At 68.8% G+C, this 18,215-nt stretch carries 18 protein-coding genes and 2 tRNA genes; 14 read left to right on the top strand and 6 right to left on the bottom strand.

Annotation, left to right across the window (positions count from 1 at the left end):
• Position 1: 1 nt before the first annotated feature.
• Positions 2–661: a hypothetical protein gene (locus WD026_RS03445; RefSeq protein ID WP_425722251.1), complete on the bottom strand. Its 660-nt coding sequence runs from the start codon at positions 659–661 to the stop codon at positions 2–4.
• A gap of 65 nt (positions 662–726) precedes the next feature.
• On the opposite strand from WD026_RS03445, the gene WD026_RS03440 reads away from it, so the two are divergent.
• From WD026_RS03440 to yjjJ, 4 genes are all read left to right on the top strand, one after another.
• Positions 727–1,431, top strand: coding sequence for a glutathione binding-like protein (locus WD026_RS03440; RefSeq protein ID WP_425722250.1), 705 nt, complete (start codon positions 727–729; stop codon positions 1,429–1,431).
• Positions 1,432–1,479: 48 nt separating this feature from the next.
• Positions 1,480–1,556: transfer RNA gene (locus WD026_RS03435), tRNA-Pro, on the top strand.
• Between the two features lie 71 nt (positions 1,557–1,627).
• Positions 1,628–1,704, top strand: a tRNA-Arg gene (locus WD026_RS03430).
• Positions 1,705–1,784: 80 nt separating this feature from the next.
• Positions 1,785–3,125, top strand: coding sequence for a type II toxin-antitoxin system HipA family toxin YjjJ (yjjJ, locus tag WD026_RS03425; RefSeq protein ID WP_425722249.1), 1,341 nt, complete (start codon positions 1,785–1,787; stop codon positions 3,123–3,125).
• 6 nt (positions 3,126–3,131) lie between these two features.
• On the opposite strand, the gene WD026_RS03420 is transcribed toward yjjJ, so the two are convergent.
• The 3 genes from WD026_RS03420 to WD026_RS03410 all read right to left on the bottom strand — a co-directional run bounded on the left by WD026_RS03420 (position 3,132) and on the right by WD026_RS03410 (position 5,926).
• On the bottom strand, positions 3,132–4,145 hold the full coding sequence (locus WD026_RS03420) for a catalase family peroxidase (RefSeq protein WP_425722248.1): 1,014 nt from the start codon (positions 4,143–4,145) through the stop codon (positions 3,132–3,134).
• A gap of 85 nt (positions 4,146–4,230) precedes the next feature.
• On the bottom strand, positions 4,231–4,683 hold the full coding sequence (locus tag WD026_RS03415) for a MarR family winged helix-turn-helix transcriptional regulator (RefSeq protein WP_425722247.1): 453 nt from the start codon (positions 4,681–4,683) through the stop codon (positions 4,231–4,233).
• A gap of 73 nt (positions 4,684–4,756) precedes the next feature.
• Positions 4,757–5,926, bottom strand: a complete 1,170-nt coding sequence (locus WD026_RS03410) for a branched-chain amino acid ABC transporter substrate-binding protein (RefSeq protein ID WP_425722246.1) — start codon at positions 5,924–5,926, stop codon at positions 4,757–4,759.
• A gap of 147 nt (positions 5,927–6,073) precedes the next feature.
• On the opposite strand from WD026_RS03410, the gene WD026_RS03405 reads away from it, so the two are divergent.
• From WD026_RS03405 to WD026_RS03380, 6 genes are all read left to right on the top strand, one after another.
• Positions 6,074–6,550, top strand: coding sequence for a flavodoxin domain-containing protein (locus WD026_RS03405; protein WP_425722245.1), 477 nt, complete (start codon positions 6,074–6,076; stop codon positions 6,548–6,550).
• A 107-nt stretch (positions 6,551–6,657) separates the two neighbouring features.
• On the top strand, positions 6,658–7,845 hold the full coding sequence (locus tag WD026_RS03400; RefSeq protein ID WP_425722244.1) for an ABC transporter substrate-binding protein: 1,188 nt from the start codon (positions 6,658–6,660) through the stop codon (positions 7,843–7,845).
• A 76-nt stretch (positions 7,846–7,921) separates the two neighbouring features.
• Positions 7,922–8,785 carry a branched-chain amino acid ABC transporter permease gene (locus WD026_RS03395; RefSeq protein WP_425722243.1) on the top strand — a complete coding sequence of 288 codons (864 nt, stop codon included), beginning with the start codon at positions 7,922–7,924 and terminating at the stop codon, positions 8,783–8,785.
• Entirely contained in the window at positions 8,782–9,762 is a 981-nt protein-coding gene (locus WD026_RS03390; protein WP_425722242.1) for a branched-chain amino acid ABC transporter permease, read from the top strand. Before WD026_RS03395 ends, WD026_RS03390 begins: the two co-directional genes overlap by 4 nt.
• Entirely contained in the window at positions 9,759–10,547 is a 789-nt protein-coding gene (locus WD026_RS03385) for an ABC transporter ATP-binding protein (protein ID WP_425722241.1), read from the top strand. Before WD026_RS03390 ends, WD026_RS03385 begins: the two co-directional genes overlap by 4 nt.
• Positions 10,544–11,254, top strand: coding sequence for an ABC transporter ATP-binding protein (locus tag WD026_RS03380; RefSeq protein ID WP_425722240.1), 711 nt, complete (start codon positions 10,544–10,546; stop codon positions 11,252–11,254). The genes WD026_RS03385 and WD026_RS03380 overlap by 4 nt, the downstream gene beginning before the upstream one ends.
• Before the next feature lie 3 nt (positions 11,255–11,257).
• Here WD026_RS03380 and WD026_RS03375 read toward each other — a convergent pair whose 3' ends face one another.
• A complete protein-coding gene (locus WD026_RS03375) occupies positions 11,258–12,046 on the bottom strand; it encodes an IclR family transcriptional regulator domain-containing protein (protein ID WP_425722239.1) in 789 nt (262 codons plus the stop codon).
• 135 nt (positions 12,047–12,181) lie between these two features.
• Between WD026_RS03375 and pobA the strand changes: the two genes are divergently transcribed.
• Genes pobA through WD026_RS03360 form a run of 3 tightly spaced genes read left to right on the top strand, consistent with a single transcriptional unit; the run spans position 12,182 to position 15,012 of the window.
• Positions 12,182–13,375: a 4-hydroxybenzoate 3-monooxygenase gene (pobA, locus tag WD026_RS03370; RefSeq protein ID WP_425722238.1), complete on the top strand. Its 1,194-nt coding sequence runs from the start codon at positions 12,182–12,184 to the stop codon at positions 13,373–13,375.
• A 56-nt stretch (positions 13,376–13,431) separates the two neighbouring features.
• The gene (locus WD026_RS03365; protein ID WP_425722237.1) at positions 13,432–14,316 is read left to right on the top strand and encodes a CoA transferase; all 885 of its coding nucleotides are present in this window, start codon (positions 13,432–13,434) and stop codon (positions 14,314–14,316) included.
• 18 nt (positions 14,317–14,334) lie between these two features.
• A complete protein-coding gene (locus WD026_RS03360) occupies positions 14,335–15,012 on the top strand; it encodes a DUF1294 domain-containing protein (protein WP_425722236.1) in 678 nt (225 codons plus the stop codon).
• A 27-nt stretch (positions 15,013–15,039) separates the two neighbouring features.
• Here the strand turns inward: WD026_RS03360 and WD026_RS03355 are convergent, their stop codons facing one another.
• A complete protein-coding gene (locus WD026_RS03355) occupies positions 15,040–17,385 on the bottom strand; it encodes a YgiQ family radical SAM protein (RefSeq protein WP_425722235.1) in 2,346 nt (781 codons plus the stop codon).
• Positions 17,386–17,578: 193 nt separating this feature from the next.
• On the opposite strand from WD026_RS03355, the gene WD026_RS03350 reads away from it, so the two are divergent.
• Positions 17,579–18,154, top strand: a complete 576-nt coding sequence (locus tag WD026_RS03350) for a bactofilin family protein (RefSeq protein ID WP_425722234.1) — start codon at positions 17,579–17,581, stop codon at positions 18,152–18,154.
• The last annotated feature ends 61 nt before the right edge of the window (positions 18,155–18,215 follow it).

Genomic DNA, 18,215 nt, shown 5'->3' with positions numbered 1-18,215 from the left:
TTCAGGTGGCCTGACCGGCCAGGTGGCGCAGCAGGTCCAGCGCATGGACCGCCGTGTCGGGATCGGCCGGCGGGTCCATCTGCAGGCGCAGCTGCAGGCGCCCGCGCTGGCGGGTGATGAGCATGGGGGTCTGCGCCGTCACGCCGCCGGGCGGCCAGGCCAGCAGGCGGTCCACCGCCTCGTCGTCCAGCCAGCGGCGGGCGGCCGAGGGATCGTCGGTGAAGACGGCGTGGCGCGTCCAGAAATCGGCCGGCGGACCTTGCCAGCCGGTGTCGCGCAGGCTGGAGATCCAGCGCACTTCCTCGGGCACCTCCTGTGCCATGGTCTGCAGATCGTCGGTGGCGCGGGCGAACAGGGTGTGGGCCACGGCCTCGATGTCGTGGCGCAGCGGGCGGTTCATCAGCACGATGAGGGCACCGTCGTCGCGCCCCAGGTGCACACGGGCCAGCAGCTCGTGGCCACGGATGTAGCCGCGGGTGGACGGCCCGCACGCTGCGCGCCAGATGCGGGCGCCCTCGGCGCCATTGACGGCGAACGCCATCGGCCCCTGCTGGCTGAAGCTCAGTCCGTGCTGGCGGCACCACTGGGTGAGCGGGGCACCCGAAGGCGCATCGGGTGCGCCCACAAGGCGCTGCAGGGCATGGCGTGCACGGTCGAACATGCGCCGCATTTTCCCGTAAAGTGCCCGCGCTGACACCCCTTGCGCAGCGCACCACGGAGACCCCCATGATCGATGTCTATTCCTGGCCCACGCCCAACGGACACAAGGTCCACATCATGCTGGAGGAGTGCGGGCTCAGGCTCGGCCGCGACTGGCAGGTGCACCCGATCGACATCGCCAAGGGCGACCAGTTCGAGCCGGCCTTCCTGAAGATCAGCCCCAACAACAAGATCCCGGCCATGGTCGACCCGCACGGGCCGGACGGCAAGCCCATCAGCCTGTTCGAGTCGGGCGCCATCCTGCTGTACCTGGCCAGCAAGACCGGCAAGTTCCTGCCCCGCTCCGACCGCGACCGCTTCAAGGTGCTGGAGTGGCTCATGTTCCAGATGGGGGGCGTGGGGCCGATGCTGGGCCAGGCTCACCACTTCCGCATCTATGCGCCCGAGAAGATCGAGTACGCCGTCAACCGGTACACCAACGAAGCGAAACGCCTGTACGGCGTGATGGACCGGCAGCTGGCGCACCACCCGTTCATGGCCGGGCGCCAGTACACCGTGGCCGACATCGCCATCTTTCCGTGGCTGCGCAGCTGGCAGAACCAGGGCATCGACTGGGCCGACTACCCGCGTCTGAAGGACTGGTTCGACCGCATCGCTGCACGCCCGGCCGTGCAGCGCGGCGTCGCGGTGCTGGCCGATGCCCGCAAGCCGCTGACCGACGACAAGGCCCGCCAGACCCTGTTCGGTGCCGTTCAGTACCAGAAGCGCTGACGGCGGCCGGACGGGGGGCTGCGCGCAGGTACAATCCGCCGCTTCAGTCGGAGCGTAGCGCAGCCTGGTAGCGCATCTGCTTTGGGAGCAGAGGGTCGCGAGTTCGAATCCCGCCGCTCCGACCACCACAACGAAAAGGCCCACAGCGTGGGCCTTTTCTCCATCCGGCCCCGCCACCGCACACCCGGTGGTCACACTGCCCGTAGCTCAACTGGATAGAGCAGCTGCCTTCTAAGCAGCAGGTCGGGGGTTCGAGTCCCTCCGGGCAGGCCAATACCGATGGATTCACCGTTTCCGGATTCTCTTTTCCTGACAACGGCTTAGAATGAAAAAATTCATTCAAGAATCCATTCATGCCCAGCACCTCCCATGATCTGCTGACCGCCCTGCGGCAACGGGGCGGCACCGCCACCAGCCCGGAGCTGCAGGTGCACCTGGGCATCAGCCAGCCCACGGCGTCGCGCCTGCTCGCGCCACTGGTGGCCAACGGACAACTGGTGGCGGCGGGTTCGGCCCGCGCGCGGCGCTACCTGCTGCCCCGCGACGTGCCGGGCGTGGGCCGCCAGGTGCCGGTGCATGCGGTGCAGCCCGACGGCTCGGTGCGGTTCTTCGGCACCCTCCACCCGTTGGCCCCGGAAGGCTTCTGGATGGACGAGGCCGACCGCGAACACGGCCAGAGCGCCCGGCACGAGAGCCTGCCCTGGTTCCTGTACGACATGCGGCCCCAGGGCTTTCTGGGGCGTGGCTTTGTCGGCCGCCATACGGCCCTGCAGCTGCCCGCCAACCTGGCCCACTGGAACGACGACCACATCCTCAAAGCCCTGGTGAACGCCGGCGAAGACCTGCCGGGCAACCTGCTGGTGGGCGCGGCGGCCTTCGACCGGTTCATGGCCCTGCCCTCGCCCCTGCGGGTGGCGGCACCGGTGGCGAGCGATCCCGCCATCGATTACCCGGCCATGGCCACCCAGGCGCTGGACCTGGGCACGCCGGGGTCGAGCGCCGGCGGCGAACAGCCCAAGTTCGGCGCGGTGCGCGACGGTCACGCGGTGCTGGTGAAGTTCTCGCCGGCCGACGACAGTGCGGCCAGCCAGCGCTGGCGCGATCTGCTGGTCTGCGAAGGCCTGGCCTTGCAGACGCTGGCAGAGGCCGGCGTGCCGGCGGCCCACAGCCGCATCGAGATGGCTGGCGGCCGGGTATTCCTGGAAAGCCGCCGGTTCGACCGCACCGCATCGGGCGGCCGGATCGGCATGGTGTCGCTGGAGGTCTATGACCGCCAGTACATCGGCGCCGGCCACAACTGGGTGGACACCGCCCACCGCTCCGACGTCGCCGGCCCGGAGCGGCTGCACCCCGATGATGTGCACACCATCGGCCTGCTCGATGCCTTCGGTGCGCTGATCGCCAACACCGACCGCCACCACGGCAACCTGTCGCTGCTGCTGCACGAGCACCGCTGGCGGCTGGCACCGGCCTACGACATGCTGCCCATGCTGTACGCGCCGGTGGCCGGCGAAGTGGTGCCGCGCGACTTCCTCGCCCAGCCGCCACGGCCGACGGTGCACACCCTGGCGGTGTGGCCCCGGGCGCTGGCGCTGGCCCTGGGTTTCTGGCGCTCGGCCGCTGCCGACCCGCGCATCAGCCCGGCATTCCGGGCCATCGCGCAGGCCAACGCCGACGGCCTGGCCCGCGCCTGAGTCGCCTTACTGCTTGGCGCCCTCGCCCAGCCGGCGACCGAGCGACACGGCGTACGGCGCCGCGCGGCCGGCCAGCATGGGATCGTCGGTGGGCACCACGCCCTTGGGCAGGATCATGGGGTTGTAGGTGATGCCCACGCACGGGCCGGTGGCGTCGGCCGACACCGCGGTGATCCTGAGCACGCCCAGGTTCACCTTCTGACGACCCTCGGGCAGCGGCACGGTGGCCTTGTTGATCGTGTCGCTGGGCTGGGCCAGCTCCAGCATGAAGTTGAAGGCCACGCCGCCGGCCTTGACGCGCTGGCGCAGGTCGTCGAACAGGAACTGCGGTCCCTTGGCCTTGGCTTCCTCGTCGGTGAGGCCCTGCACGCCGCCCACCGGCTCGAAGATCCACTTGCCGTACTGGGTCTGGCCCTTGTCGTTGGTGAAGCCGAAGCCGTGCACGCCCCAGTAGTTGACGCTGGCATAACTGGCCGGCACCGGCTGCGAGGCGAAGTATTTGCCCTGCATCAGCACCTCGGGATTGGCATCGGCGAACGCCTTCACCTTGGCCGGGTCGGCCGCCCTGGTGGCCGGATCGGGGCGCAGCGACTCCACCCGGCCCAGCAGCTGCTCCGGCGTGGCGGCGCCGAAGATGGGGGCGTTGATGTTGCCCATCTGCCAGACCTCGCCCCCCGGCAGATCGAACTGCAGCGCCAGGTTGCGCTGGCCCTTGCCGTTGTCGGGCGCGTTCGGGTTGGCGCCGCCGACCGAGAAACGCACGATCACCGGCACCGGCTTGCCCGAGAAGGCGGATGCCACCGACAGCGCCCGGCCCTGGGCCGAACCGGTGAATTCGCCCGTGGCACAGATGCCCTTGGCACCAGAGCGACGGAAGCCCTCGAACTTGCCGTTGGTGGCCTCGAAGGCATCAACCATGCGGGTGGGGTCGACCGCCCAAGCGGCGGGGACGGCCAGGATGCCGGCCACCAGCGACACAGCAGCGGCCACAGCAGACAGGGACAGGACAGATCGGGACATGAGGCACCTCGGAGGGTTGGGGAAGCCCGATTATTGGCCCACCAAACAATTGCACATCAGGGATTCTCCCTGCATCCAGCGCCGATCAGGCGGCGTCGAGGTCGGCGGCCAGGCGGTGCAGCTGCAGGCGCAGCTGCTCGAAAGTGGGGCCGTCGAGCCGGGTGGCGCAGGCCACGCGCTGCTGGATGGCCGCGGTGGGCGCCTCCAGGGCCTGGCCCGCGTCGGTCAGGCGCACGCGCACCGAACGCTGATTGGCAGGGTCACGCTGGCGTTGCACCAGCCCGGCGGTCTCCATACGGCGCAGCAGGGGCGTGAGCGTGCTGGCGTCCAGGGCCAGCCGCTGGGCCAGGCCGCCCACGGTCTGCTCGCCGTCTTCCCACAACACCAGCATCACCAGGTACTGCGGGTAGGTCAGGCCCAGCGCCGCCAGCGGCGCACGGTAGGTGTGCGTGATGGCGTTGGTGGCCCGGTACAGCGCAAAACAGAGCTGCTGGTCGAGCCGGTTGGCGGGCAGGTCGATCGGTGGGGTGCGGGCCATGACGGGGTGGGAAGCTGCGACAGACCACGATTGTGTCCCCAGCCCGCCCCCCGTCACTCTGGCCACAGGTCGCTCAGCGGATCACCGCGAGCTTCTGGCGCTGACCGCCCTTGAAGGTGTAGAGCGTCAGTGCGGCATTGACACGGTCGCCCTTCTCGTCGAACCGCACCTTGCCCGAGGCACCCTGGTACTGGATGGACTTGAGCGAAGGCAGGTACTTCTGCGCATCCACCGAGCCGGCGGCCTGCATGGCCGCGGCCAGCAGCTTGACGCCGTCGTAGGCATAGCCGGCGTAGGCCTGCACATCGGTGCCGTACTGGGCCTTGTAGGCGGCACGGAACTGCTCGTTGGCAGCGACCTCGTCACCGTCCACGCCACCGGCCTCCACGCAGAAAACACGCTCGTCGCCCAGGGCGGTGTCGGAGAGGGTGATCATCTCGGCGGTGCACAGGCCGTCGCCGCCCACCAGCAGCGATTGCAGGCCCAGCGAGCGCATCTGGCGCAGCATGGGGCCGCCCACCGAGTCCATGCCGCCGAAGAAGATGACGTCCGGCGACCTGGCCTTGAGCGAGGTCAGCACCGCATTGAAGTCGGTCGCCTTGTCGTTGGTGTACTCGCGGCCCACCACCTGGGCTCCGGCGGCCACGGCGGCCTTCTCGAATTCGTCGGCCAGGCCCTGGCCATAGGCCGTGCGGTCGTCGATGACGGCCACGGTCTTTGCCTTGAGCGACTCCACCGAGTAACGCCCCAGGGCGCCGCCCTGCTGGGTGTCGTCCGCCACCAGGCGGAAGGCACCGGCAAAGCCCTGGCGGGTGAACTTGGGGTTGGTCGACGACGGCGTGATCTGGGGAATGCCGGCATCGTTGTAGATCTGCGAGGCCGGCAGCGTGGCGCCGGAGGTCAGGTGACCCACCACGCCGTGCACGTTCACGTCGACCAGCTTCTGGGCAGCGGCCGTGGCCTGCTTGGGGTCGGCGGCATCGTCTTCGGCCAGCAGCTCGAAACGGGCGGCACGGTCGCCGATGCGCACACCGGCGGCGTTGAGCTCTTCGATGGCCAGGCGCGCGCCGTTCTCGTTGTCCTTGCCCAGGTGGGCCACGGCGCCGCTGGTGGCGCCCACATGGCCGATCTTCACCACGAGCGTGTCGTCGCCGGCGGGGGCGGCGGCGGTATCGTCCTTCTTGCCGCAAGCGGCCAGCGCCACGGCGACGGCCACGACGGTCCATTTGAGTTCTGCGCGCATCAGATGCTTTCCTTGATCCGGGTGTTGTATGGGCACACAAAATATCAGTGTGCTGTTTATTTTAGGGCCGATCGGACCCCGGGAATCGCAGAAACAAGGGGTAAACCCGCAGACATTCACCGAACAACATGAACTAAAGTGCAGCTTATGCCCACTCCTTCCAAGCTCCTCATCCTGGTCGGCACCATGACCAGCACGGCCGAGTACGTCGCTCAGGCGATCGAGCTGGACTGCGCCGACCTGGTCGGGTCGATCGAAGTCCGGATGATGAACGGCCTGGACACCTCGGTCTTTGACGAAGATGCACTTTACGTCATATGCACCTCCACCTACGGCTCGGGTGACGTGCCGGACAACGCGCAGGCCCTGTACGCCTCGCTGGACAGCCAGCCCCGCTTCCTGGGCCATGTGCGTTACGGCCTGATCGCCCTGGGCGACAGCGCCCAGTACCCCAACACCTTCGCCAACGGCGGGCGCCGCTTCGACGAGCGCCTGAAGGACCTGGGCGCCGTGCGCCTGGGCGAGCCCCTGGTGCTGGACGCCTTCACCGTGGACGACCCCGAGGCGGCCGGCATCGCCTGGTGCCGCGAATGGTTGCCGCAGGCCCTGGCAGCCATGGCCTGATTTCAGACATGAATAGTTGAGACTTGAAGTAGGGTAAGTCAGGATCGTCACCCGCAGACCCGCCCCCTACAGTGAGCCGCGTTCCAACCCGACTACAGGAGACACCCATGACCACCCGCCGACTTGTCCTGACCCGCAGTGCCGCCGTGATCGGCGCCGCTTCCACCGGCCTGCTGCTGCCGCAGATCGTGCGCGCCCAGTCCGACAAGGTGCGCGTGGGCTTCATGCTGCCCTACACCGGCACCTTCGCGCAGCTGGGCGTGGCCATCGAGAACGGCTTCCGCATGGCCCTGGACGAGCAAGGCGGCAAGCTCGGCGGCCGCGAGGTCGAGTTCTTCAAGGTGGACGACGAATCCAACCCGGCCAAGGGCATCGAGAACGCCACCCGCCTGGTGCAGCGCGACAAGGTCGACGTGCTGGTGGGCACCGTGCACTCCGGCGTGCAGATGGGCATCCACAAGGTGGCCCGCGACACCGGCGTGCTCAGCCTGATCCCCAATGCCGGCGTGCACGTGGCCACCCGCGCCCAGTGCGCCCCCAACGTGTTCCGCACCTCGTTCACCAACAGCCAGCCCACGCTGGCCCTGGGCAAGGCCATGGTGGACCGTGGTCACAAGAAGGCCGTGTGGATCACCTGGAACTACGCCGCCGGTGACGAGGCCTACGAGGGCTTCGAGCAGAGCTACACCGCCGCTGGCGGCACCATCGTCAAGAAGCTCGGCCTGCCCTTCCCCAACGTGGAGTTCCAGGCCCTGCTGACCGAAATCGCCGCCCTCAAGCCCGACGCCGTGGCCTGCTTCTTCGCCGGTGGCGGCGCCGCCAAGTTCCTGCGCGACTACGCGGCCGCCGGCCTGAACAAGAACATCCAGCTCTATGGCTCGGGCTTCCTGACCGAGGGTGTGCTGGAAGCCGCCGGCCCGGCCGCCGACGGCGTGCTGACCACCATGCACTACAGCGACTCGCTGGACACGCCGCGCAACAAGACCTTCCGCCTGAACTACGCCAAGACCTTCAAGCTGCAGCCCGATGTGTACGCCGTGCAGGGCTACGACACCGGCCTGCTGCTGATCAAGGGCGCCAACGCGGTCAAGGGCGACCTGAACAACAAGAAGGCGCTGTACGCCGCCATGGAAGGCGCCACCATCGACAGCCCGCGCGGCCAGTGGACCATGAGCAAGGCCCACAACCCGATCCAGGACATGTACCTGCGCAAGGTCGAGAACAAGGAAAACAAGGTGATCGGCATTGCCCAGAAGGCCGTGGCCGACCCCGCAACGGGTTGCCGGATGGGCTGACCCCGGTTCCTTCCCTCCCCTGCAGCCGGCGCCCGCGTGGCGCCGGTTTGCTGTCGGCCTCTCCCCAAGACCCCCCATGGACTTCGCCAACTTCCTCATCCAGCTGCTCAACAGCCTGCAGTACGGGCTGCTGCTGTTCATGCTGGCCGCCGGCCTGACGCTGATCTTCGGCATCATGGGCGTGGTCAATCTGGCGCATGGCAGCTTCTACATGCTGGGCGCCTACCTCGCGTGGTTCATCTCCAGCCAGACCGGCAGCCTGGCGCTGGCCGTTGTGCTGGGTGCCGCGCTGGCCGTGGTGTTCGGCTGGGCGCTGGAGTGGCTGCTGTTCCGCCACTTCTACCACCGGGACCACCTCGACCAGGTGCTGCTGACCTTCGGCCTGATCTACATCTTCGAGGAGCTGCGCTCCATCCTGTGGGGCGACGATGTGCACGCAGTCCAGGTGCCCGAGCTGCTGAACTGGTCCATCCCGCTGACCGAGAACCTGTCGTACCCGGTGTACCGGCTGGTGATGTCGGGCATCTGCATCGTGCTGGCGCTGGGCCTGTACCTGCTGATCAGCAGGACCCGCCTGGGCATGAAGATCCGCGCCGGTGCCTTCAACCGCGAGATGACCGAATCGCTGGGCGTGAACATCCGCCTCATCCACGGCGTGGTGTTTGCCCTGGGCGTGGCGCTGGCCGCCATTGCCGGCATGATCGCCTCGCCCATTGCCAGCGTGTACCCCGGCATGGGCAGCTCGGTGCTGATCATGTGCTTCGTGGTGGTGGTGATCGGCGGCATCGGCTCGGTGCGCGGCGCGCTGGTGTCGGCGCTGCTGGTCGGTCTGGTCGACACCTTCGGCAAGGTGCTGGTGCCGCAGATCGCCGGCATGGCGGTCTACATGCTGATGGCCCTGGTGCTGCTCTACAAGCCCGAAGGGCTGTTCAAGCAATGAGTTCCCCCAAAGCCCAACTCGAGCGCCTGCCGCGCAGCATCCAGTTCATCCTCGGACTGGGTTTCATCGCCCTGGCGGCCTTTCCGCTGATGCCCTTCACCGGCGCCGACTTCTACCTCGGCATGCTGTCGCAGATGATGATCCTGGCCATCTTCGCCATGAGCCTGGACCTGCTGCAGGGCGTGACCGGCCTGGTGTCGCTGGGCCATGCGGCCTACTTCGGTCTGGCCGGCTACGCGCTGGCCTTCCTCACGCCGCAGGACGCGCCGATCGCGCTGTGGTGGTCGCTGCCGCTGGCCGCCGCCGGTGCCGGCCTGGCCGCGCTCGTCATCGGCTTCTTCGTGGTGCGCACCCACGGCATCTACTTCATCATGGTCACCATGGCCTTTGCGCAGATGGTGTTCTTCCTGTTCTTCGACAACAAGGGCCTGGGCGGATCGGACGGCATCTACGTCACCTTCCGGCCCGACGCCACGGCACTCGGCCTGGACCTGGAGAACAAGACCACCTTCTATTACTTCACGCTGGCGGTGCTGGTGCTGGTGTACGCCTTCCTGCGCCGGCTGCTGTTCTCGCCCTTCGGCCGGGTGCTGGCCGGCATCCGCGTCAACGAGCACCGCATGCGGGCCGTGGGTTACGGCACCTTCGGCTACAAGCTCACCGCCTTCACCCTGGCTGGCACGCTGGCCGGCGTGGCGGGCTACCTGTGGGCGGCGCAGACCGGCTTCGTCAACCCGGAGCTGATGGGTTTCCACATGAGCGCGCACGCCATCATGATGGTCATCCTGGGCGGCATGGGGAACTTTGCGGGTGCCATCGTCGGTGCGTTCGCCTTCGAGTACGTCATGCACTTCTTCAAGGACCTCACCAAGCACTGGCAGCTGCTCATGGGCGGCTTCATCGTGCTGGTGGTGATCGTGGCGCCGCGCGGCCTGCTGGGTCTGGTCGAGCGCTTCACCCGCAAGGATGCCGCATGAGCTCCACCCACCCGATCCCCGCCAGCCAGCCGGTGCTCAGCGCGCGGCAGCTCACCAAGCGCTTCGGTGGCCTGGCCGCCGTGAACGAGGTGTCGGTCGACCTGCACCGCGACCGCATCCACGCGGTCATCGGACCCAACGGCGCCGGCAAGTCCACGCTGACCAACCTGCTCTCCGGCGACCTGCCGCCCACCTCCGGCACCATCACCCTGGGCGGCCATGGGATTGCCGGGCACAAGCCCGAGGCCATCTCCCGCCTGGGCCTGGGCCGCAGCTACCAGAAGACCAACATCTTCCTGCCCTTCACCGTGTGGGACAACGTGCGGCTGGCCGCCCAGTCGCGCGAACGGCACGCCGCCTTCAACCCGCTGCACTGGTTCAGCTCTGCCCGGAGCATGGCCGACGTCAACCGCCGCTGCGAACGGGCGCTGGAACTGGCCGGCCTGACCGCACGCGCCAAGGCCGTGGCCGGCACCACCAGCCATGGCGAGCAGCGCCAGCTCGAAGTGGCCATGACCCTGGCCACCGAACCCACGGTGCTGCTGCTGGACGAACCCCTGGCCGGCATGGGCACGGCCGAGGCCGAGCGCATGGTGGACCTGCTGCAGCGCCTCAAGAAGGACCACGCCATGATGCTGGTCGAACACGACATGGACGCCGTCTTCAGCCTGGCCGACGTGCTGACCGTCATGGTCAACGGCCAGGTGATCGCCAGCGGCACCCCGGCCGAGATCCGGGCCGATGCCGGCGTGCAGGCCGCCTACCTCGGGGAGGAACACGCATGACCGCCCTGCTCCAGGCCCGAGGCCTGCACACCCATTACGGCCAGAGCCACATCCTGCGCGGCATCGACTTCACGGTGCAGCCGGGCCAGACCATCGGCCTGATGGGCCGCAACGGCATGGGCAAGAGCACCCTGCTCAAGTCGGTCATGGGCATCGTCAAGCCCAGCGGCGGCACGGTGGAGATCAAGGGCCGTGCCATGACCGGCGCCTCGCCCTACGAGGTGGCGCGCCTGGGCATCGCCTACGTGCCCGAGGGGCGCGGCATCTTCGGCAACCTGAGCGTGCGCGAGAACCTGGTCATGGCGGCCCGTGCCGGCACCCGGGGCCAGCGCGAATGGACCTACGAGCGCGTGCTGGAGACCTTTCCCCGCCTGGCCGAACGCCTGAACCACGGCGGGCAGCAGCTCAGCGGCGGCGAGCAGCAGATGCTGACCATCGGCCGTGCGCTCATGACCAACCCCGACCTGCTCATCCTGGACGAGGCCACCGAAGGCCTGGCCCCGCTGATCGCACGCGAGATCTGGCGCATCTGCGGCCTGATCCGCGAGAGTGGCATCAGCAGCGTCATCGTCGACAAGAACTGGAAGCACGTGACCCAGATCACCGACCGCAACGTCATCCTGGTCAAGGGCGAGGTGGTGTTCGAAGGCACGTCGGCCGAGCTGCTGGCCCAGCCCGGCCTGCTGGAACAGCACCTGGGCGTCTGAGGTTCAGAGCAGCGGCCGCAGCTCCAGCGCGGCGGCCTGCAGCTGGGGCAGCAGGTCCTGCCGCAGCACCGACTCCTGCAGCCGCTCCGGCGAGGCCACCACATTGAGCGCGGCCACCACCCGGCCCTGCATGTCGCGCAGCGGCACGGCGGCGGCAAACACACCCAGCTCGTGCTCCTCGCGCGCCACCGCGAAATCGTCCGTCCGCACCTGGGTCAGCACGGCCCGCAGGGCCTTGGCATCCACCGTGGTATGGGGGGTGAGCCGGGGCAGCTCGCGCCCGCGCAGCCAGGCAGTGAGTTCGGTGCGCGGCAAGGCCGCCAGCAGCACCCGGCCGGTGGAGGTGGCATGCGCCGGCAGCCGGGCGCCCAGATGCAGGCCATAGGCCATGAGCCGCTGCACATGGGCCGACACGCTGCGCGCCACGATGACCACCTCGTCCCCATCGAGCACCACGGCCGAGAACGATTCGCGGGTGGACGCGGCCAGCCGGTTGAGTGTGGGCTGCAGCACCCGGGGCAGCCGCGCCGAGGCCAGGTAGCTGCCCGAGAACCGCAGCACCTTGGGCGAGAGCCAGTAGTGGCTGCCGTCGGTCTCCAGATAACCCAGGTGGGCCAGGGTGAGCAGGTGGCGGCGCGCCGCGGCCCGGGTGATGCCGGCCCGCTCGGCCGCCTGCGTGGCATTGAGCCGCTGGCGGGTGGTGTCGAAGCTCTCCAGCACCGCCATGCCCTTGGCCATGCCCTCGATGAAGTCGGCCCGGGCGATGGTCGGGGTGGCGGCGGAAGGCGGCATGGAAGGGTTCCCGTCAGGTCGGTGTTTTGCGCGATCATCGCACATGGTGTCCGATGATCGCGCAACAGCGCTGTGGCGGCGTTGTGATCGGCGGGTGTGCTGCCCACAATCCGGGCACCCACAGGAGACACCCCCATGCGTACCCAGGTTGCCATCATCGGCGCCGGCCCCTCGGGCCTGCTGCTCGGCCAGTTGCTGCACAAGGCCGGCATAGCCAACATCATCATCGAGCGCCAGAGCGCCGACTATGTGCTGGGCCGCATCCGCGCCGGCATCCTGGAACAGATCACGGTGGACCTGCTGAAGGAGGCCGGCGTGGGCGCCCGGGTGGCGGCCGAGGGCACGGTGCACCACAGCATCGAGCTGGTCTACCGCAACACCCGCCACCCCATCGACGTGACCGGGCTCACCGGCGGCAAGGTGGTCACGGCCTACGGCCAGACCGAAGTCACCAAGGACCTCATGGATGCCCGCGCGGCGGCCGGCCTCACCACCCTCTACAGCGCCGCCGATGTGAGCATCCATGACTTCGACGGCAGCAGCCCGGTGGTGCGCTTCCGCCAGGACGGCGAACTGAAGGAACTGGCCTGCGACTTCATCGCCGGCTGCGACGGCTTCCACGGCGTGTGCCGGGCCAGCGTGCCCGAAGGCGCCATCACCGAGTACGAGAAGGTCTATCCCTTCGGCTGGCTGGGCGTGCTGGCCGACGTGCCGCCGGTGTCCACCCACGCCATCGTCTATGCCAACAGCGAACGCGGTTTCGGCCTGTGCTCCATGCGCAGCCTCACCCGCAGCCGCTACTACGTGCAGTGCCCCATCGAGGACAAGGTGGAGCAGTGGAGCGACGACCGCTTCTGGGACGAGCTGCGCCGCCGCCTCGACCCCGAGATGGCCGAACGCATGGTCACCGGGCCCAGCATCGAGAAAAGCATTGCGCCGCTGCGCAGCTTCGTGGCCGAACCCATGCGCTTCGGCCGGCTGTTCCTGGCAGGTGATGCGGCCCACATCGTGCCGCCCACCGGCGCCAAGGGCCTGAACCTGGCGGCCAGCGACGTGAAGTACCTCTCCAACGCCCTGGTGGAGTACTACCACGAGCGCACCAGCGCCGGCATCGACGACTACTCGCGCAAGGCCCTGGCCCGCGTCTGGCGCGCCGAGCGCTTCAGCTGGTGGCTCACCTCGCTCATGCACCGCTTCCCCGACACCCAGGGCTTCGGCCAGAAGGTGCAGGAGGCCGAACTGGAATACCTGGTGAATTCGGAGGCGGCATCGCGCTCGCTGGCCGAGAACTACGTGGGATTGCCGCTGGATTTCGCGCAAATCCGGTGATTGCGCCAGGGCGGGCGCGGGTACATTCGGAGGGTATTTTTCCGAGTCCTCCGTTCATGCCGTCTTCCGCCCTCAAGCCGCTGCGCGGTGTTCGTGTTCTGAGCCTGGCGCTCAACCTGCCCGGTCCCGCCGCCCTGATGCGGCTGCAGCAGATGGGAGCCCGCTGCACCAAGATCGAACCGCCCGGTCCCGCCGGACGCAGCGGCGATCCCATGGGCCAGTACAACCCCGAGGCCTATGCCACGCTGCACGCCGGCATCAAGGTCTCGGTGCTCGACCTCAAGCAGGATGCCGGACGCGCCCGTCTGCAGCGCATGCTGGCCACGACCGACGTGCTGCTCACCTCGTTCCGCCCCTCGGCCCTGCGCAAGCTCGGCCTGGAATGGAAGGCGCTGCACAAGGCTCACCCCCGGCTCTCCATGGTGAGCATCGTGGGAGCGCCCGGTGCACGGGCCGAGGAACCCGGACACGACCTCACCTACCTGGCCGACGCCGGCCTGGTCCCCGGGCTGGACCTGCCGGCCACGCTGTTTGCCGACATGGGCGGCTCGCTCATGGCCTCCGAGGCCGTGCTGGCTGCCGTGACCGTGGCCCGCCAGACCGAAAGCGGCCAGCACCAGTCGGTGGCGCTGTCGGACGCTGCGGCCTGGCTGGCCCTGCCCCGCCTGTGGGGCCTGACCCGCCCGGACGGCGCCGTGGGCGGCGCGCACGCCGGCTACCGGGTGTACGCCTGCCGCGACGGCCGTGTGGCCGTGGCCGCGCTGGAGCCGCACTTTGCAGCGTCGTTGTGCGCCGTGGCCGGCGTGGCGCTGCAGGGGCCGCAGACGCTGTTCCTGCCCGCCACCCGGGACGCACTGGCCGCCTGGTTCGCCCAGCGCAGCCGCGCCGAGCTGGATCGCCTGGCCGCCGAGCACGACATCCCGCTGCACACCCTGGTCTGACCCCGCCGAGCATCCCCCATGCGCAAACAAGGTTCCGTGGTCCAATGGAATGCCGACGAAGGCCTGGGCCTGATCCGCAGCCCGCAGACCGCCGCCTTCATCCGCTTCCACCTGCGCGACTACAAGGGTCCGCTGCCGATCCAGATCGGGCAGCCGGTGGAGTTCGAGGAGATCGTGGTGGGCGGCCGCGGCCCGCAGGCCCTGCAGGTGAAGGACCGGCCGGCCGACATCTATTTCAAGTCCGACGTGAAGGTGGCCAGCACCATGGACGAGCTGCTGCCGGCCGGCCGGCCCAGTGCACGGCGGCCACGGCCGCCATCCCTGCTGGAGCGCTGGCACCCCTGGCCCGAGCTCGGCCTGGTGGCCGTGTGGCTGCTGATGTGGCTGGTGGGCATCGCCCTGGGCCGCTTCCCCTGGGTGGTGCTGGTGGGCCTGGCCCTGCTGAACGTGGTGGCCCTGTTCGCCTACTGGCGCGACAAGCACGCCGCCCGCAACGGCGACTGGCGGGTGCAGGAAAGCGTGCTGCACGGCTTCGCCCTGATGGGGGGCTGGCCGGGTGCCTGGTTTGCCCAGAGCGTGCTGCGCCACAAGACCCGCAAGCCCTCGTTCCAGCTGGCCTTCAAGGCCACCATCGCGCTGCACTGCCTGGCCCTGCTGGCCTGGCTGATCTGGCCGCCCTTCTCCCGCCTGCCCTGAACGGGCCGCAGGCCCTGCCGCCGGTGTTCAGCGCGGCTTGCGGCGCGCGGCCGGGCCCTTGCCGGGACCAGCCCCCTGCACCCGGGGCGGCAGACCGGTGTGCTGCGTCAGCAGCGTGCCCGGCCTGGGCTGACCCGCTGCTGCGGTGCGGGGCTTGCCCGGCGGCGTGCTGTTCTTGCGGCGCGCACTCTGGTAGCCGCCATCGGTGAGCGGCTGGAAGGTCGGGATGAGGTGGTGCTTGCCGTTGCCGATCAGGTCGGCCCGGCCCATGGCCTTGAGCGCCTCGCGCAGCAGCGGCCAGTTGTTGGGATCGTGGTAGCGCAGGAAGGCCTTGTGCAGGCGGCGGCGGCGCTCGCCGCGCACGATGTCGACCTTCTCGCTGCGGTCGTCGCGGTGGATGCCCTTGAGCGTGTTCAGACTCGTGTGGTACATGGCCGTGGCGGTGGCCATGGGGCTGGGGTAGAAGGTCTGCACCTGGTCGGCACGGAAGCCGTTGCGCTTGAGCCAGAGCGCGAGGTTCATCATGTCCTCGTCGCTGGTGCCGGGGTGGGCCGCAATGAAGTACGGGATGAGGTACTGCTTCTTGCCGGCCTCCTCGCTGTACTTCTCGAACATCTGCTTGAAGCGGTCGTAGCTGCCGATGCCGGGCTTCATCATCTTCGAGAGCGGACCGCCCTCGGTGTGCTCGGGCGCGATCTTCAGGTAGCCGCCCACGTGGTGCTGCACCAGCTCCTTGACGTACTCGGGCGACTTGATGGCCAGGTCGTAGCGCAGGCCGGAGCCGATCAGCACCTTCTTGATGCCACGCAGCTCGCGGGCGCGGCGGTAGATCTTGATCAGCGGACCGTGGTCGGTGGTCAGGTTCTGGCAGATGCCCGGGTACACGCAGCTGGGCTTGCGGCAGGCGGCCTCGATCTCGGGCGTGCGGCAGCCCAGGCGGTACATGTTGGCGGTGGGTCCGCCCAGGTCGGAGATGACGCCGGTGAAGCCCTCGACCTTGTCGCGGATGTCCTCCACCTCGCGGATGATCGACTCTTCCGATCGGCTCTGGATGATGCGGCCCTCGTGCTCGGTGATGGAGCAGAAGGTGCAGCCGCCGAAGCAGCCGCGCATGATGTTCACGCTGAAGCGGATCATCTCCCAGGCCGGGATCTTGGTCGGGCCGTCGTGGCGGCCGTTCTCGTCGGCGTAGGCGGGGTGCGGGCTGCGGGCGTACGGCAGGTCGAACACATGGTCCATCTCGGCCGTGGTCAGCGGAATGGGCGGCGGGTTGATCCACACATCGCGGGCGAGTGCACCCTCGCCGTGGGCCTGCACCAGCGCACGGGCGTTGCCCGGGTTGGCCTCCACGTGCAGCACGCGGTTGGCGTGGGCGTAGAGCACCGGGTCGGACCGGACCTGCTCGTAGCTGGGCAGGCGGATGACGGTGCGGTCGCGTGGCGGGCGGCCGCCCTTGCCCTTGAGCGAGGGGTTGGGCACGAACTGGATGGTCTGGACGGCCTGGCCCTGGCTGGCGGCAGCCGGGGCTGCGGCATCGTCCTTGGCGCAGCTCTCGCCCTGCGCCTGGGCCTGCTCGCTGGTGGTGAGGTAGGGGTTGATGTGCGACTCGACCGGGCCGGGCGTGTCGACCTCGGTGGAGTCGATCTCGAACCAGCCCTCGGCCGACGGATCGCCCGGGCGGCGGATGAAGGCGGTGCCGCGCACGTCGGTGATGGTCTCCACCGGCTCGCGGGCGGCCAGGCGGTGGGCCACTTCCACCAGGGCGCGCTCGGCGTTGCCGTAGAGCAGGATGTCGCACTTGCTGTCCACCACGATGGAGCGGCGCACCTTGTCGCTCCAGTAGTCGTAATGCGCGATGCGGCGCAGGCTGCCCTCGATGCCGCCGAGCACGATGGGCACGTCCTTGTACGCCTCGCGGCAGCGCTGGCTGTAGACGATGGCAGCGCGGTCGGGCCGCTTGCCGCCCACATCGCCGGGGGTGTAGGCGTCGTCGCTGCGGATCTTCCGGTCGGCGGTGTACCGGTTGATCATGGAATCCATGTTGCCGGCGGTCACGCCCCAGAACAGGTTGGGCTTGCCCAGCACCTTGAACGGGTCGGCGCTCTGCCAGTCGGGCTGGGCGATGATGCCCACGCGAAATCCCTGCGCCTCCAGCACGCGGCCCACCACGGCCATGCCGAAGCTGGGGTGGTCCACATAGGCGTCACCGGTCACCAGGATGATGTCGCAGCTATCCCAGCCGAGCAGGTCCATCTCGGCGCGGCTCATGGGCAGGAAGGGCGCCGTGCCGAAGCGTTTGGCCCAGTAGGGCCGGTAGCTGGTGATGGGCTTGGCGGCGCGCGCGAAGAAGGAGACGTCGAGGGGGGCGTTCATGGGCGGGGCACCCGTGGCGCGGGCGGTGGACAACCTGCGATTTTACGGCCCGCCCCGGTTTCACGGGGGCTTGGGCCCATGCACCGCAGGTGCTTCAACTCGTCACACCTCTTACGGGACCGGCCCGAATGTAAGCCGCATGGCGCCTAGCATGAGCGCTCCTGTTTTCATTCTTCGATCAAGGAGTTCACCCATGGCACTGCACTTCGGCAAACGCGAATCCGACCTCAACAAACCCCTGGGCGGCCAGATGGCCACGCCGCGCTACGGGCAGGGCGGCCCGGTCGGTGCGGCCACGGCGGCCGCCTCGACCCCGGCAGCGACCACCCCCGAACCCGCCGCACAGGCCGCAACGGCAGCCGACAGCAGCCCCGCCGTCCCCGAGAGCGGCAGCAAGCTCACCGTGGGCCCCAACATCAAGCTCAAGGGCGTGGAGATCACCGACTGCGACACCCTGGTGGTCGAAGGTCTGGTCGAGGCCACCATGGATTCGCGCGTGATCCAGATCGCCGAACAAGGCGCCTTCAAGGGATCGGCCGAGATCGACATCGCCGAGATCCGGGGCGTGTTCGACGGCAACCTCACGGTGCGCCAGAAGCTGGTGATCCATGCCACCGGCAAGGTGACCGGCCGCATCAAGTACGGCCGCGTGGTCATCGAGGACGGCGGCCAGCTCTCGGGCGACATCGAATGCGGCGCCAGCGCGGCACGTCCGGCCAGCGCAACCGGTTCGCAGACGACCAAGCAGCCCATGGCCCTGGCGGCCTGAAGCCCGCCGGCCGCAGGATGACCCGGATGGCCCGGGTCATTCGCGGCCGCTATGCTCGGGC

Source organism: Hydrogenophaga sp. R2 (genome assembly GCF_049843595.1).
Taxonomy (GTDB): domain Bacteria; phylum Pseudomonadota; class Gammaproteobacteria; order Burkholderiales; family Burkholderiaceae_C; genus Hydrogenophaga.
This window is presented reverse-complemented; position numbering and strand designations above follow the sequence as displayed.